The sequence below is a fragment of the Sulfurimonas sp. ST-25 genome (assembly GCF_048079205.1).
Classification (GTDB): Bacteria; Campylobacterota; Campylobacteria; order Campylobacterales; family Sulfurimonadaceae; genus Thiomicrolovo; species Thiomicrolovo sulfuroxydans.
Window position 1 is genome coordinate 684,208 of the sequence record NZ_CP182225.1, and the last position, 16,002, is coordinate 700,209.

Genomic DNA, 16,002 nt, shown 5'->3' on the forward strand with positions numbered 1-16,002 from the left:
AGTAGTATTGGGTGAAACAGCGTATCAGCCTGAAGCGAGCGTTTGAACATACGCAGCTACTGAAATTTAAAGCCAAACAGCGCTAGAATCCCACCTTCTAAATGGACCGGAATGTGTGCCTGCCCGATTCCCGTCCGGAAATATAAAGGACCTTTTTGCCCCTCTCCCGTCTTAATGAAGAGCAGTATAAAGCAGCAACCGCATCTTTCGGCCATAACCTGATTATTGCTTCTGCCGGGACGGGAAAGACGTCGACCATTGTCGGGCGGATCGCGCACCTGCTGGGGCAGGGGGTGCAGCCCCATGAGATTCTGCTGCTGACCTTCACGAACAAGGCGGCGGCGGAGATGGTCGAACGTGTCGCCTCGTTTTTCGGGGCGGAGAAGGCCGGTCAGATCGACGCCGGGACCTTCCATGCGGTGAGCTACCGATGGCTCAAGCGGCAGCAGGGCAAGGTCGTCCTCAAACAGCAGCGAGAGCTCAAGACCCTTTTCCGCAGCGTCTATGAAAAACGGAGCTTCCACCACCTGGAGGGGGAGAACGAACCCTACGGGGCCAACTACCTCTACGACCTTTACTCCTACTACCAGAATACGGAGATGGACAAGAGTTTCGAGATGTGGATCACTGAGCGGCAGGAGGAACATGACCGTTTTGCGATGATTTATGCCGACATTATTGATGAATTCGAGGAGCTGAAAACCCAGTACGGTTTTTTGAATTTCAACGACCTGCTCCTGCAGATGCGCAAACTCTGCGAACGGATGGAGCTGGGATACAAAGAGGTGCTCGTCGACGAGTACCAGGATACCAACGCGCTACAGGGGACTCTCATCGACGCGATGAACCCGCCGTCGCTCTTCTGTGTCGGCGATTATGACCAGTCCATCTACGCCTTCAACGGGGCGGATATCTCCATTATCGGCTCCTTTTCACAGAAGTATCCCGAGGCAGCTGTCCATACCCTCTCGAAGAACTACCGCTCGACCGTCCCGATCCTTTCATTGGCAAACAAGGTGATTGCGAAAAATGAACGCATCTATCCGAAACAGCTGGAGGTGACCCGCGATCATGCTGCACCGCCGCCGAAGCTACTGGTCTACGACGAGCTTTTTGAACAGTACCACGGCATTGCAGAGATGATCGGCAAGAGTGTAACCGAGCATGAAGAGATCGCCGTCATTTTCCGTAACAATTCCAGCGCAGACGGAATCGAAGCGGCACTGCGGGAGAAGGGGATCGCCTGCCGCCGGCGCGGCGGGGTCAGTTTTTTTGACGCCAAAGAGGTGAAGTTTATTCTTGATATCTATACGCTTCTTGTGAACGAGAGCGATATGATGGCTTTCATCCATGTGTTCGAACACGCAAAAGGGGTGGGCAGCGCTCTGGCAAAGGAGCTTTACGTAGCGCTGCAATTCCTCGGCGGCGGTTCGATGCTGCGCGGGCTTTATACACCGGATTTGAAAATTTCCAACCCCTTTGAGAAACGGAAACTGAACCATCAGCTCGGACTCTTCGATGATTTTCTCGAACTGGGGCATGCCGGCCGCTTTGCCGAGGTGATCAGCGACAAGAAACTGCTGAAGAACCCCGTACTGAAGCATCCGAAACTAACCAAGGACGGGGCGAAAATGCTCTCCCAGTTCTATACCCTGCTGCAGGCGATCAAAAACCTCTCCCGCCCCCAGAACGTCGTACAGAAGATCGCAGTCTCAGATCTCTATGCGACGGTCGCGGAACAGTTGGCCGTCCGGCGTGCCATTCTACCCGACGGGCAGGTCGATGCAAAGCTTAAAACGGAAGCGCTGGAACGTATCCGCCGCAAACCGGCGGTGCTCCAGGAGCTGGCCAAACCGTACAAAGAGCATGAGCGCTTCCTCAATGCGATGATCCTCGGCTCCCAGGACCTGACGCAGGGCGAAGGGGTGCATCTTCTCAGCATCCATGCTTCCAAAGGGCTGGAGTATAAAGAGGTCTATGTCATCGATCTGATGGACGGGCGCTTTCCCAACCGTAAGCTGATGGGCAGAGGAGGGAGCCTGGATGAGGAACGGCGGCTCTTCTACGTGGCCGTGACCCGGGCGAAGGATATCCTCTATCTCAGTTTTGCCAAATACGACCGGATCAAAAAGGCACAGTTCGTGCCGTCGATTTTCCTTTACGAAGCGGGCATGCTCAAAGAGGACGAAGAGTACAGAATGCTCGTGAAAAAAGAGGAAGCGAAAGAAGACGCGTAAGAGCGTCTTCCATTGGTGTTAACGGCCGTGGACGGCGTCGTTGAGCGACCACATAGGCAGGAAGATACCCAGGGCAAGCAGCAGGACCATCGCGGCGATGATAAAGAGCATGATCGGCTCAATCGCTTCCGCGAGACCATCGATGATCTGGTCGAAACGCATCTTATAGTAATCCGTGACCTTTTCGAGCATCGAGTCGAGCTGACCCCCCTGTTCACCGGCGGAGATCATCTGAATGATCATATTCTCAAACAATCCGGTGTCGGCAAGCCCCTCACTCAGGGAGGCCCCTTTTTCGACAGCCTGTCTGACGGTCAAAAGTTTCTCCTGCAGCGGGAGGTTGTCGATCATGGCGACGGAGGTCTCAAGCGCATCGGCAATGGGAATACCCGCCTTGACAAGTGCGGAAAAGACCAAGGTGAAACGGTTAAGCGTAGAGAACATGATCAGGTCTTTGATCAAATAGGTTTTCAGCAAAAGCTGGTGCCATCGGAATTTGAACTCCCGGTTGGTATTGAGCATGTACCGGAAAATGATAAAAAAGACAATCAACCCCGCAAGGATATAGGGACCGAAATTGTTGAACAGGTACTCCAGCTTCAACAGAATAATCGTCGGCAGCGGCAGATCGGCATGCAACTCTTCGAAGATCTTTTTAAACTGCGGTACGACGTAGGAGATCAAAATCGTAAAAGCGACGGCCATGGCGATCATGACATTGCGCGGATAGGCCATTGCCTTCTTGAACTTGATGACATTGCGCCGGATCTCTTCGAGCATGTCGGCAAGCTGGTAGAGTGAATCAGCCATGTTACCGGTCTGCTCACCGAGTTCGACCATCGCCAGGGTGAGACCGCCGAGTTGAAAGCGGAAATTTTCCATGGATTTCGACATGCTTGAACCCGAGTTGATATCTTCGGCAACGGAGGAGAAGATCTCTTCGAGCACCGGGTCGTTGGCTGCCCGTGCGATTTCGTTCAATGCATCATGAACGGAGATACCGGCATTGGTCATAACGGCCAGCTGACGGATTGCAGCGATCAGAGAATCGGGTTTGACCTTCTTCTTCTTGATGTTGCCCATGAAGCGCTCTTTGAAATGTTTGAGCTGATCATCGAGCGGCGCTGCGCCTTCCATGACATTGACGACGATACCGGGATAGCGGACTTTGGCAATATACATTGCCTCTTTTTTACCGTCGGCGTAAAAGCCGTGTTGAACTTTTTTCCCTTTGGAAAGGACTGTTGCAAGATAGTATTTCATTCTTTTGCCACCCTCAAGACTTCTTCGATGGTTGTTTTACCTTCGACAACCTTATTCATCCCATTCTGGAACATACTAACAAAACCTTCCTGAATCGCCTGTTTCATCATCTCTTCTTTGGAAGCACTCCGGGCGATCATACTGCTGAGCGTTTCGGTAATGGGAAGTACTTCACTGATCATTTCCCGGCCGAGATAGCCGCTGCCGTTGCACTCTTTGCAGCCGACACCGTGGTAAAAGACCGTCTCGGGCGGGATGTAGGCCTGATACTCTTTTAAAACGGATGGCGGCACTTCAAGCTCTTTTTTGCAATGCGGGCAGATCTTGCGGACAAGACGCTGCGCCTGAACGGCGACAACGGCCCCGCTGATCAGATAGGGTTCGATGCCCATATCCGACATCCGCGGCAGTGCGCTGATGGCATCGTTGGTGTGCAGGGTCGAAATGACGAGGTGGCCGGTCAGGGCGGCCTTGATGGCGATTTCCAGGGTTTCATGGTCGCGGATCTCCCCGATCATGATCTTGTCGGGGTCCTGGCGCAAAATGGAGCGTAGCGCCGCCGCGAAGGTCATGCCGACCTGCGGATGGACCTGGACCTGCTGGATGAGGTTCATCCGGTATTCGACGGGGTCTTCGACCGTAATGACTTTGTCCTCGACGTTACGGAGTTCGTTGAGCGCGCCGTACAGCGTCGTCGTTTTCCCCGAACCGGTCGGTCCGGTGACCAGGAGAATGCCGTGCGGCTTTTTAAGGGCCTGGAGCAGCTTTTTGTAGCCGTCTGCATCCATACCGGCATCTTCCAGTCGGATAAGCGCTTTTTCCTTGTCCAAAATACGCATAACGATTGATTCGCCGTAAAGAATCGGGAGCGTAGAAAAACGGAAGTCATACTCGCGGTCACCGACCACGGCGGAGAAACGGCCGTCCTGAGGCTTGCGCTTTTCGGCGATATCGAGATTGGCGAGGAGTTTGAAACGCGAAGCGAGCGGTGGGTAGATATCCTGGTCGAAAATGAAGATCTCGGCCAGTTTCCCGTCGACACGCGCCCGGACGACGCAGTTGTTCTCCGTCGGTTCGATATGGATATCGCTGGCCCGGCTCTTGATACAGGTTTTCAGAATAACGTTGATGAGCTGGAGAATCGACGATGCGTCCTTCTGCTCTTCGGGCGAACCGATCGTGTTAAGCTCTTTGCGGATGTTGTCGACAAGGCCCTTGACACTGCTTTTAATATCGATTTTGAAGAGATAGGACTGTATCTGCTTTCCCGAAGCGATGGCGACCTGGAGGGGCTTGCGCGGGAAGACCCTCTGAATCGCTTCCTGGGCATCGATGTTGAGCGGATCGGCAAAGGCGACCGTAATGCTCATATCGCTTTCCGCTACCGGCAGGGCATTGGAGCGCTGCAGCAGGTTCAGGGGAACACGTTCCGCCAGACGGTAATCCATGTCGATCGAATCCAGGTCGATATATTGGATCTCAAGGACCTCCGCCAGATACTCCAGGACGGCCCTTTCGGGGAGAAAAGGATACTGTTTGAGAATTTCCAGGTCATACTTGCCGGCCCGGATCTGTTCAACGACGAAACGTTTGACAAAATTGAGCGATACGGCCCCGACTTTTGTCAGTGTTTCCAGCAGAATCTCCTCTTTCACCCCGACCTTGACAAGGCGGTCGATCTGGGTTTGGGAGATATGCTTTTTTTCCAGAAGATCGTGCGTAATTCTATCCACTTCGGATTGCCTTTAACGGTAAATATGCTGTTTTGTTAATATTGTATCATAATATTCCGTGATGCCAAGCTGCAGGGATTGGCCGGAATGACGCAAGAAAAGCTTGTAGCTTCGACGGGGGTTTTGGGGATCGGTCAGCACATAGGAATCGCCGCTCTTCACGTACCGATTTGCACTGTACAGATCGAAGACCCGTGAGAGGAGATGCTCCGAGGTCGGGAGCTTCAGACCCGCAAGCGTTGTCTGATTTTCAAGGGCATTGATCAGCAGGTTTCTCTGTAGCAGAATCGCAGCGAAGTACGTGGCGTTTCTGCGCGCCTCCTCCGAACGGTTTAGCATAACGACGGGCAGTGCCAGGCGATCAATGCGATCTGCTTCGAGGCAGGAAAAGGCGTAGAGTGAAACAAAACGTTCATCCAGCTCATGGCGATGCAGTGTCTTCGCCCCCTGATTGCAGGCTTGAAGGTACTGACCGTTTTGATAGAGCGTGTAGAGGCTGTCGCTGCTGGAGGCACTGAGCAGGGTTGTGGCAACTGCAAGCAGGCTCAAATGAAGCCTCATTCCATCGTCCCCTTCTCCATCTGATCAAGGGTGATTTTGGCCTTGACGGAGCTGCTCTCCTGGATGTAGCTTTTGAGGGTTTTGATCGCCATCTCTTTCTGATCCATTTTGTAAAGCGACTTTGCAAAAATGAGCCATGAATCTTCGATCGTACTATCAAGTTCATTGGTGATCAGCGCATAGTTGTAGGCTTGCTGATAGTTCCCGGTATGATAATAGCGCTTGGCGACAAAGAGGCTCAGAATAGGGTTCTTGCTCTTTTTAAAACGGGCGATGACATCCTGGATATCTTTCATGTCGTCATCGCGTAGAATCGTCATCTCTTCAGACGATGGTTCATCGTCTGTTTCGGCCCGAGATGCAGCGGGGACCGGAGGGGCGGCTTTGAGTGACGAAGAAGCCTGAATGCCTGGCAACGTTTCGGATGGTTGCGCAGGAGCGTTGATCGGCTGTATCTCCTCTTTCGGAGGTGTCGAAATGACCGGGGCCGGAGCTGGCGCCTGTTGTGACGGTCTCTGATAGACTGGCGGTGCGGCCTGTGTTCTCGCTTGCGGTTGCGGCTCTTGCGTATCGACATGGGAATAATAGTCCATGACGTCCGATTCGAACTCGTGCATGAAGCCCATGGAAGGCGTCAGTTTCAGGGCCGGCTGCTCTGCAGCAACTGCCTGTGTTTGTGCCGGTCGTGCGCTGTCGGACGCTTGCCCCTGTGCGGCAGCGGATTGTTTAGATGAGTCAACCGCCGGCATTGTCACTTTGGGCGCAGCGGGGGCCGATACGACCGCCTGTGGTTTTGATGACGTGGGAGCCGACGGTGTGAGGAGAAAATAGGTTGCAGCGAATACAAGAACTACTGCGGCACCGCCGCCGACCAGGTACGGGACCTGACGTGTTCGACGGTAGTGCTTCCAGCGCTGTTCGAGTTCAGGGACGTTAAGCATTGATAAACCCCGTTTCAATCCCCGCCATTTCAATCATTTTACGGTTGACAGCAGTATAGTTGATCTGCGTGGGCTGGTTCTCTTCATACCATGACGCAATACTGAAGAGAGCAAAGAGCAACTTGTTGGTATTACGGTAATTGCCTTCGGTCAATTCATGGATCCAGCGGACATTCTTGTCATTGAACATATTGGCGACATCAAAACAGTTTGACCGAAGCAGTTTTTTCTGAATGTAGATCTTCAATTCGGCGGCCGAAGCGTTGAGCAGCTCTTGTGCTTCCCAGATACGTGACTGGAAATGCTCTTTGGCGACAACGTCCTCCTGTTCCGTTTTGTGCAGGGAGATAATAAACTTGATCTGGCGCGTATCGGAGATCAGACGGATTTTTTCCAACAGTGCCGTTGAATACATTTGCGCTTCATCCAGCAAGACGACCGGAGGCGTTTCAAAAGTATATTGTGCGGCAAGCTCGTTAAAGCGCGTAAAATGGATGGGTTCGTCGGTGATGTAGTCAAACACATCGCGTGCCAGTGAGCGGAAAAAAGCATCTTCATCGGTAATGGGTGTTTGATACAGAACGATTTTTTGTCTGTCGTGCAGTTCTTTGTAGATACGGCTCAGCATCATACTTTTACCCGTTCCCGGTTTTCCGAAAAGCAGGATCATTTTCAGGGGTTTTTTTATGGCTTCCATCAGGGATTTGTAGACGATGGCGACGCGATCGAGCTGCACATAGGCATTCGCGTCTACTACATCGAGAAAGACCTCTTTGGAAGAGTCAAAGAGGTTCTTATTCTGCATTGGCCTCTGCAGCTGTTTCTTTGGAGGTCAGGCCGGCTTCACTGTCGGTAAACTTGGTATATCCAAGATCAGAAAGGGAGAGCGTGTTGTTCTCTTTCTTGATAATGTGCGGTTCGATAACAATAACGAGTTCCGTCGTATCCACAGCTTTTTCTTCGTATTTGAAAAGGTAACCGAGTCCCGGGATGTCACCGAGGAGCGGTACTCTGTTAGTATGCATGCTTTCGGATTTGTCGATCAGACCGCCGATGATGATACTGTTGCCGTCTTTGACGGTCACGACGGAGGCAAGCTGGCGGCGGTCAAGATCCGGCGGCATAGAGCGCTTTTGCTGCTCGATTTCGTCGCTGCTGAGTTTAATCCTTGTCTGGCTGACCGAAGGATTGATCTTGAGGGTGATCGTATTGTCGTTGGCGATCTCCGGCGTGATGTCGAGCAGAACACCCGCGAAGATGGAGTTGACCTCTTCGTTCTGTGTGGTCTGCGATGTACCGGCCGAACTACCGGCAAGAATCTGGGACTGCTGGATCTTGTAGAAATACTCCGTACCGACAGTAATGAGGGCAGGCTGGTTGTTGAGGGTCAGTACCTTCGGATTGGAGATCGCGTCAACATCCCCCTGCGTTTTAAGGAATTTGACCAGTTCCGTGATCGTATTACCCCCGGTGAGTTTGAGCAGCGACGCCGGACCGGAATAGCCTGCGGTACCCCCCGTCAGAATATTCCCCGTCGTATCAAAGGTGGAAACGTTCAATGCATCGAGTTTGTCGATGTGGAACGAGAGATTCTGCAGGGCATAGATCTGGGACCAGTCGATACCGGTCGAACTGCTGTCGCTGAGTGTGACGGCCATCATGCGGACGTCGATCAGCACCTGGTATTGGATCTTTTTCTGCAGTTCGTTGAGGTATTTTTCGAGACGCTGTTGCTGGCGTACCGTCGCCGTAACGGTGACGAGCCCCGCGTTTTTGTTGACAATCGGAGCTTCCGCCTGATAGAAGTCCGTCGGACGGTTCAGGACGCGCTGCAGTTCGAGGTCGAGTTCTTCCCAGAACTTGACCTCGTCGAGGGACTCGATCTTGATACCGGAGGTGTTGTTTTGCGTAATCTGCATGGAGCCGCCGCCGAGGTCCGCTCCCTGGCCGCCGCCACCGCCGCCGGATTGGCTGCTTGAACTTCCGGTTGCCTGGGAGCTGCTGAGCAGGATATCCGTACTGCCGATACTTTTGCGGGCACTGATGATGTAGTCGATGTTGTAGGTCTTCGTCTCGATAAAGGAGATCTTGAGGATATTGTTCTCCAGGGTATAGTTGAGGTTGTTGTCAACCAGGAGAATATCCAGGACCTCGTTCAGTGTGAGGTTCTTCAGATTGGTCCGCTGCAAGCGTTTGGACATCTTTTTTTCAGCTTCATTGTCGCTGATGATCAGTGTGAGTTCACATTCGTTGCTCAGCTGATCGACGTATTTGGAGATGGTCATCCCCTTCGCTCCGCTGATGGAAAAGAGCTCATACGTACAGTCTGCTGCCTGTACCGATGAAGCCAGCAGTAGGGCCGCGGCTACCGAAGTGATTGACTTGTGGATGCTTTGGAATGGAGTCATGTTTTTCATCGTCTTTTCCTATTTGGCGTTGATTTGGATTTTTGGGTTCTTCTTCTTCAGCGTCAGCGTTACTTCTTTCTTCTTCTTCTGAAGCAAGACGCTGTCGCGTTCGATCTTCGTGATGACGTACCCGTAAATGGTGTCTTTTTCTTTGTACCATTTGCCGTCAATCAGCGCGGTGCGACTGTTGATGACGGATTCGAGGGTCATGTACCTCTGCTTGGGACGCTTCACGTATGTGCCCGTCGCCTTTGCCTTATGGGGCTGGTTGATAATCAGTTGCGCCCTAAAGGGGTCTTGTAATCCGTACAGCGCACTGGCATGAACCCCCTTGCGGGGCGGTTTGATCGCTGCGATCTCATCGTCTACCCACTTCATGTCAGGCTGCATGCCCTCGGCGAGTGCGATCAACGGCAGGGTGAGGAGTAGTAGCTTCGTTTTCATTAGTAAGTAATCCCCCATACAGATGAGTTGACGTCGAGTTCCAGTTTTTCCTTGGCTCTGAGGTCAAGACCGTGCAGGTCAATGACGAGATCGCTCTGCTCCATCGCATTGACGAATTTGAGCATATTGTCGAATTGACCACTTGCAAAGACTTTAATATCCAAGACATGACCGAACTTCTCTTTTTCAATGGCGCGTTTGTTGCTGAGAAGTGCGAGCTTGATGTTGTATTTTTTTGCGTTTTCGGCAATCGAGTCGATATATTTACCCCAAGCTTCTTCATTATAGAAGAGTTCGGAGATTTGGCTGATCTTGAAGTTGATGTACTCATTTTTTTCCTGAGTCGCTACCGTCTCCATTTTGATCGCTTCAATCTGCGCTTCGATCTGCTTGATTTCACTTTCGGGGTGCATCGCCAGGTACTGCTCATCCGCCCGGAGTTTTTGTTCGACGGCGATTCTCTCTTTTTTGACTTGGAGATATTCGCGCTCGGCACTTTCCCAGAAAAGAAGATAGGAAAACGCTACCAGTGCCACGGCGATCAGACCGTAGATCATATAGACCTCGCCCTGCTTTTTGCTGGCGAAGGACTGGTCTATCGGATAGAGATATTGTTCAAGATTGAATTTCATTTCAGCACCACCTTCAGGTCACCGCGGTAATAGTTGGTTTCCTCATCCAATTCGATTTTCTCGATATTGTAGTGGAAACGCTGGGTGCGGTGCTTTGTCATAAATTCGACCAGATCAGTGATCTGTTTGTCTTTTTTGGCCATTACAAGCAGACTGAAAACTTTTTCTTTCTCATTTTGTTTATAGGAGATGTCTGCAACGCCGACATCAAAACGGTTCAATTCCCTGGTCAGGGAAGCCATCATCTCTGCCTTCATGGGGTAATTGACCTTGACATCGTGAATCTTGATCAGCGTTGCTTTGCGTTCCTCAAAGAGTTCAACCTCTGCGTCCAGCAGTTTCTGTGCTTCAGCTTTTTGCGCCAGTTTGAGATTGATCGTCTCTTCACGCGTTACTTTGATCGCATGGGTCTCGCGGTACTGCTTCTCCAGCAGCGCTTTGCGTACGCTTTCGGCATATCCCATCGTCCAGTAGGTGACGGGATAGGCGAATGCGACGACGAGCGAGAGTGCCGTGACGGCGAAAAGTTTACCGCTGTGACGCTGGAAGAACGGGGGCGGACGGTGGTAAATGGAGAAGTTGACGTCGTAACGCGCCGCTTTGTCTGTGCGCGCATACAGCTGCATCAGCTGGTGGATCTGGTCAATGTAGCTGTCCGTCGCAAAACCGTAGGAGAAGTCGAACGACTTGGCCTCAAACCCCAGATAGGTCTGGCAATACTCGTCAACCCCGGCGATTGAGCCGATCTGCGAACCGATATAAATCTCTTCGATCGTTTCGATTTCGTAAGCGCGTTTCGCGTAATTAAGAACGTCGTTGATATGGAGGAAGAGTTCGCCGAAGAGTTTGATCAGGTATTTTTGGTACTCCGGATTCTGCGTCGCAAGCCCTTCGGTCGCAAGCAGCGTCTGAAAGTCCGCAAGGTCGATCTGTTCGCCTAGGAGCTCGCAGAAACGCTCATGCATGTCACGGAAAGAGTATTTGAGACTCTTTGTGTAGACGAATTCTTGCTCATTGTAGAGGGTGAAGAAGGCGTCATTTTCCTGGAAATAGATGTAGCAGTGCGCACCGTATCCCTGAACGATCTCATGGCTGTAAAGGGTTTTGAGCAGCAGCGGTACCGGAACGATCTGGTCGACATACTGCAGAGCTGAAACCGTTTGGGCAAAGGTCTCGTCGATGACGAGCGGGTCGACAATAAATACATGGAAGATGCGTTCTTTCGCACTTCCGTCCGTCGGCACCTCGATGAAATCGATCGTGTACTCGATCGCCATGTCGAGGGCGAGCTCTTCGTATGCCTTAGTTTCAATGACAAAAGCAAGATCGTCATCGGGGATGTTTTTGCTTACACCGATCTGGGCCGTGATGAAGCTACTCGTGTTGAGATAGGAAATCCCGTACTGTTTCTTACCATACTGCGGGTTTTTAGCAGCACTTAACTGATTACCGCTCCCGAGGTAGTAGGTGTGATTATACGGGTTGTTCGAGAGGACCGTATCAAAAACCTGCTCGTTAGAATTGTTCATGTCGCAAATCCCTGTTCTTTTTGGACTGTCCGGCAGCCATATCATGAAGGGCGAATACTATCTCTAGATAGCCGGGGGCAACCGGATTGCCACCCGTTTTTGTTCACCTGGTTCATTTATTAACAACATAAAACCACATTGCAAAATAACACAGGGTGTTATCGTTCTGAGGTTTCACACATTTTCATTGTAGCCCAAGTAAACTTAAAAATTTTCTTATAAGTGTGCAAAAAAGCCCTAGTTATGGTTGTCGCGGGGGAGTGAGGTAGAATCTATTTTTATGACTTGTCTGCCGGAAGTTCAGGTTTGGTACCCGAGGTCTTCCAGCATCTTCTTATCGTTGGTCCAGTTGGGTTTCACGCTGACAAACAGATCAAGGTAGGCGCGGTGGCCGGAAAGGGATTCGATTTTCTGACGGGCATGCTTGCCGATGCGCTTGATCGTCGCGCCGCTTTTACCGATCATAATTCCTTTCTGGCTCTCCTTTTCAACGATGATTGTGGCGCGGATATGGTCGATGTCATCAGCTTCATCGATCTTGTCAATGACGACATCGGTCCCGTAGGGGATTTCGTCGCTGATGTTCTCGAAAATTGATTCGCGGATGAACTCTCGGAAGATGTCACGCAGCTTCTCATTGGTGAGGTCTTCAGGGTCAAAGAGGTAGGGTGATTCCGGCAGAAAGCGCGTAATGACCTCTTTGAGTTGTTCGAGACCGGTATGCTTGGTCACAGAGACGGGAATGAGGGCCTCGAAGTGCTCAGAGAAGGCGTTGTACTCCGCGATGCGTGCTAGCAGCTCTCCCTGGGAGATCTGGTCAATTTTGCTGAGCGCAATGAGGTGCTTTTTCCCGCCGGCAATCTCCAAAAAGCGCTTGTAGTGTTTGACGCTGTCCGCAGCCGGGGCCAGGTAGACGATCAGATCGCAGTCGCCGATCGCCTTGAGGGCCTCTTCGAGCATGAACTGGTTGAGCTTGCGCTCTTTTTCATGCAGACCCGGCGTGTCGACGAAGATCAGCTGATCTTCCCCGTGCATGACGATGGCGTTGAGACGCCTGCGCGTCGCATTGGCTTTCTGGCTGACCATGGCGATCTTCTCGCCCAGCAGCGCATTGAGTAGGGTACTTTTGCCCGCGTTCGGGCGTCCGACGAGGGCTACGAAACCGGCTTTGGTCATACAGGGGCTCCTTTAAAGGATATAACGGGAGAGGTCTTCATCTTCGATGACGATATCCAGTTTGTCGTGGACGATCGCTTTGGTGACGGTATAGGTCTCTCCGGCGTAGGATTCGGCGTCAAAACTGATCGCTTCGAGCACCTTTTCCAAGATAGTGTGCAGACGTCTGGCGCCAATGTCTTCGGTCTTTTCATTGGCCTGCTGCGCGAGGGCGGCGATGGCACGGATGGCGTCGTCATCAAACTCCAGGGTGACCTCTTCGACGGCGAGCAGCGCCTTGTACTGTTTTATCAGCGAGTTCTTCGGCTGGGTGAGGATGGCGTAGAGCGCCTCTTCGTCAAGGGACTGTAGCTCGACGCGAAGCGGGAAGCGCCCCTGAAGCTCGGGGATAAGGTCACTCGGCTTGGTCAGGTGAAAGGCCCCGGCGGCAATGAAAAGGATGTGGTCGGTTTTGACCGGCCCGTACTTTGTGCCGACGCTGCTCCCTTCGACAATGGGAAGCAGGTCACGCTGTACCCCCTCTTTGCTGGGGTCGTTGCGCCCCTGGCTCTTGGCACTGACGGCGATCTTGTCGATCTCGTCGAGGAAGATGATGCCGCCGTCTTCCGCGCGGCGTACGGCCTCGCTTCGGATGGCGTCCATATCCAGAAGCGCTTCGGTTGCTTCACTGTCAAGGATACGGATCGCATCGGAGACCTTCATCTCTTTTTTGTTCTCTTTTTTGTTGATTGAACTGAACATCTTGGCGAAGGATTCCTGCATCTTCGCCATCTCCGGCGGCATGCCGCTGTCGTTGAACTCGATATTTCCCTTGGGGAGCTCGATCTCGATCGTCTTGTCGTTCATCTCGCCGTCAATGACCCTCTGCCGCATCCGTTCGCGGGAGGAAGCATATTCGGCTTTCTTGGTCTCCGAGGAGAGGGGCGGCAGCGGTGGCAGCAGCTTGTCGACGATCTTGTCGAGGACATACTCTTTGATCGCCTCTTCGTTCGCCGCTTTCTGCTCCTCTTTGACAAGAGCGATGGAGGTCATGACGAGGTCGCGGACCATGGACTCGACGTCGCGGCCGACGAAGCCGACCTCCGTGAACTTGCTTGCTTCGACCTTGATGAAGGGAACGCCCATCATCTTGGCCAACCGGCGGGAGATCTCCGTCTTTCCGACCCCGGTAGAGCCGATCATCAGGATGTTCTTGGGCATGATCTCGTGCTGCATCTCGCCGTCCAGCTGCATCCGGCGGTAGCGGGTGCGCAGGGCAAGGGCGATGCTCTTTTTCGCAGCCTGCTGGCCGATGATGTAGGCATCGAGATAGGAGACGATCTCCTTGGGGGTCATGTTCATGCTTCCGAGGCCTCCAGGGTCAGGATTTTGATCTCATGGTTGGTGTAGATGCAGAGGTCCGCCGCGATATGCAAGCTCTCCTCGACGAGGGCCTCGGGTGCCATGTCAGCATGCTTTTTCAGGGCACGGGCGCTGGCAATGGCGTAGTTGCCGCCGCTGCCGATGGAGGCAATTTGGCCATCCTCGGGCTCGACGACGTCGCCGTTGCCGGTGAGGATAAAGATATGCTCGGTGTTGAGGACGATCATCATCGCTTCCAGACGCCGAAGGACCTTGTCTTTCCGCCACGCTTTTGAGAAGTCGATAATGGCCTTGACCATGTCCCCTTTGCGCGCGGAGAGGAACTCCTCGAACATGTCGAAGAGGTTGAAAGCGTCCGCCGTGGAGCCGGCGAATCCGGCCAGCACCTGGCCGTTGTGCAGTTTGCGGATCTTAGTGGCGTTGTTTTTTAGGACGGTGTGCCCGAAAGTGACCTGCCCGTCCCCGCCGATGACCGCTTTGCCCTCACCCTTGTACGCGAGGATCGTCGTTGCGTCGAACATTATGCACCTACGATGTCGAGGTGCAGTAGCGCATGGATGCCGTGGCCGAGTTTGAGGTCGACCTCGTGCTTCCCGGTCATTTTGATCGCTTTTTTGGCTTCAATGTGCTTTTTGTCGATGGTGATGCCGTGCCCATCCTCGAGCGCTTTGGCGATGTCATCTTTGGTGACGGCGCCGAAGAGGTGGCCGGTGTCGCCCAGTTTCTTCGCGATTGTCACCTCCAGGGCTTCGAGCTTCGCTTTCATGGCGGTGAGGTCGGCGATCTCCTGGGCCTCGTTCGCGGCGGCCTGGCGTTTTGCCTCCTCCCATTCCGCGATCACGTCGTCGGTGGCATGCTTGGCAAACCCTTTGCCGATCAGGAAGTTCTTGCCGTAGCCGTCTTTGACCTCTTTAACCTCGCCGGCTTTGCCGAGGCTTTTGACATCTTTGATCAACAGTACTCTCATCTCTTCTCCTTGTGTTTCAGCGTTCGAGTTCGCCGCCGTAAGCGACGATCCCGTAGGTCAGGTTACCGACGTTTTCAAATCCCATGTCACTGAGGATGCGCTGGCAGTGCGCACTCCGGCTGCCGACATGGCAGTAGACGATCAGCTTCTCTTTTTTGGAGAGCTTTGCGCTCTCCAGGGTGTCGCAGAAGCTGCTGGTGGGGATAAGGCGGTCGGCGCCCTTGATATGCCCCATCTGCCACTCCATGTGTTCGCGCACGTCGATCAGTTTGAAATCGACCATGCCGAGCATTCTCCCTTCGAGAAGGGCGGTGAGCTCGTCACCGTCGAACTGCTCTTTTTGAAGCAGCAGAGCGCACTCTTCGGCACTGAGTCCTCGGGAGTGCTGGTGAACGACCTCTTCGATCTCCTCTTCGCTTCGGTGCTGGGCGGCATATGCGGGGGTGCAGAAGATCTGGCAGTGGCAGACCCCGTCTTCGGGGATCTCTTTTTCGATCGCCGGCTTGCAGGGGCAGATGCGGTCCTGTTCCTTGTCGCCGGTGACAAAGAAGCAGGGGCAGTAGCGCTTGCCGTGCATCAGCTTGTTGCGTGTCAGCCCCAGCTGAATCCCCTCGTTGATCTCTGCATCGGGGTTGTAGGACCAGCCAAACTGCTCGACAACCTTGTCGGTGAAGCGGATCGTCCGCTCGAGCTCGCTCTGGAATTCGTCAGAGTTGATATCGATCTTCGTAATTCCGCCGGCCATAACG

At 52.9% G+C, this 16,002-nt stretch carries 15 protein-coding genes; 1 reads left to right on the forward strand and 14 read right to left on the reverse strand.

All coding sequences use genetic code 11. The features are described from left to right. The first annotated feature begins 155 nt into the window (after nucleotides 1-155). Nucleotides 156-2,237, forward strand: a complete 2,082-nt coding sequence (locus tag ACM66T_RS03445; RefSeq protein ID WP_231020404.1) for an ATP-dependent helicase — start codon at nucleotides 156-158, stop codon at nucleotides 2,235-2,237. A gap of 18 nt (nucleotides 2,238-2,255) precedes the next feature. Here ACM66T_RS03445 and ACM66T_RS03450 read toward each other — a convergent pair whose 3' ends face one another. From ACM66T_RS03450 to ACM66T_RS03515, 14 genes are all read right to left on the reverse strand, one after another. Then, entirely contained in the window at nucleotides 2,256-3,500 is a 1,245-nt protein-coding gene (locus tag ACM66T_RS03450; RefSeq protein ID WP_231020405.1) for a type II secretion system F family protein, read from the reverse strand. Continuing rightward, a complete protein-coding gene (locus tag ACM66T_RS03455; RefSeq protein WP_231020406.1) occupies nucleotides 3,497-5,233 on the reverse strand; it encodes a GspE/PulE family protein in 1,737 nt (578 codons plus the stop codon). The genes ACM66T_RS03450 and ACM66T_RS03455 overlap by 4 nt, the downstream gene beginning before the upstream one ends. Nucleotides 5,234-5,245: 12 nt before the next feature. After that, nucleotides 5,246-5,782, reverse strand: coding sequence for a hypothetical protein (locus ACM66T_RS03460; protein WP_231020407.1), 537 nt, complete (start codon nucleotides 5,780-5,782; stop codon nucleotides 5,246-5,248). Between the two features lie 8 nt (nucleotides 5,783-5,790). Beyond that, entirely contained in the window at nucleotides 5,791-6,735 is a 945-nt protein-coding gene (locus tag ACM66T_RS03465; protein WP_231020408.1) for a hypothetical protein, read from the reverse strand. Further along, nucleotides 6,728-7,540 carry an ATP-binding protein gene (locus tag ACM66T_RS03470; RefSeq protein ID WP_231020409.1) on the reverse strand — a complete coding sequence of 271 codons (813 nt, stop codon included), beginning with the start codon at nucleotides 7,538-7,540 and terminating at the stop codon, nucleotides 6,728-6,730. Before ACM66T_RS03470 ends, ACM66T_RS03465 begins: the two co-directional genes overlap by 8 nt. Then, a complete protein-coding gene (mshL, locus tag ACM66T_RS03475) occupies nucleotides 7,530-9,152 on the reverse strand; it encodes a pilus (MSHA type) biogenesis protein MshL (protein ID WP_231020410.1) in 1,623 nt (540 codons plus the stop codon). The genes ACM66T_RS03470 and mshL overlap by 11 nt, the downstream gene beginning before the upstream one ends. Nucleotides 9,153-9,161: 9 nt before the next feature. Further along, nucleotides 9,162-9,587 (reverse strand): hypothetical protein, encoded by a 426-nt coding sequence (locus tag ACM66T_RS03480; RefSeq protein ID WP_231020411.1) that lies wholly within the window; start codon nucleotides 9,585-9,587, stop codon nucleotides 9,162-9,164. Further along, nucleotides 9,587-10,219 (reverse strand): hypothetical protein, encoded by a 633-nt coding sequence (locus ACM66T_RS03485; protein ID WP_231020412.1) that lies wholly within the window; start codon nucleotides 10,217-10,219, stop codon nucleotides 9,587-9,589. The genes ACM66T_RS03480 and ACM66T_RS03485 overlap by 1 nt, the downstream gene beginning before the upstream one ends. Beyond that, nucleotides 10,216-11,748: a hypothetical protein gene (locus ACM66T_RS03490; RefSeq protein WP_416768776.1), complete on the reverse strand. Its 1,533-nt coding sequence runs from the start codon at nucleotides 11,746-11,748 to the stop codon at nucleotides 10,216-10,218. The genes ACM66T_RS03485 and ACM66T_RS03490 overlap by 4 nt, the downstream gene beginning before the upstream one ends. 300 nt (nucleotides 11,749-12,048) lie before the next feature. Continuing rightward, the gene (gene era, locus ACM66T_RS03495; protein WP_231020414.1) at nucleotides 12,049-12,924 is read right to left on the reverse strand and encodes a GTPase Era; all 876 of its coding nucleotides are present in this window, start codon (nucleotides 12,922-12,924) and stop codon (nucleotides 12,049-12,051) included. A 12-nt stretch (nucleotides 12,925-12,936) separates the two neighbouring features. Then, nucleotides 12,937-14,265 carry an HslU--HslV peptidase ATPase subunit gene (hslU, locus tag ACM66T_RS03500; RefSeq protein ID WP_231020415.1) on the reverse strand — a complete coding sequence of 443 codons (1,329 nt, stop codon included), beginning with the start codon at nucleotides 14,263-14,265 and terminating at the stop codon, nucleotides 12,937-12,939. Then, the gene (hslV, locus tag ACM66T_RS03505) at nucleotides 14,262-14,807 is read right to left on the reverse strand and encodes an ATP-dependent protease subunit HslV (protein WP_231020416.1); all 546 of its coding nucleotides are present in this window, start codon (nucleotides 14,805-14,807) and stop codon (nucleotides 14,262-14,264) included. The genes hslU and hslV overlap by 4 nt, the downstream gene beginning before the upstream one ends. Next, the gene (rplI, locus tag ACM66T_RS03510; RefSeq protein WP_231020417.1) at nucleotides 14,807-15,253 is read right to left on the reverse strand and encodes a 50S ribosomal protein L9; all 447 of its coding nucleotides are present in this window, start codon (nucleotides 15,251-15,253) and stop codon (nucleotides 14,807-14,809) included. The genes hslV and rplI overlap by 1 nt, the downstream gene beginning before the upstream one ends. A gap of 16 nt (nucleotides 15,254-15,269) precedes the next feature. Further along, on the reverse strand, nucleotides 15,270-15,998 hold the full coding sequence (locus ACM66T_RS03515; protein WP_416768777.1) for a ferredoxin-thioredoxin reductase catalytic domain-containing protein: 729 nt from the start codon (nucleotides 15,996-15,998) through the stop codon (nucleotides 15,270-15,272). Nucleotides 15,999-16,002 lie beyond the last annotated feature (4 nt).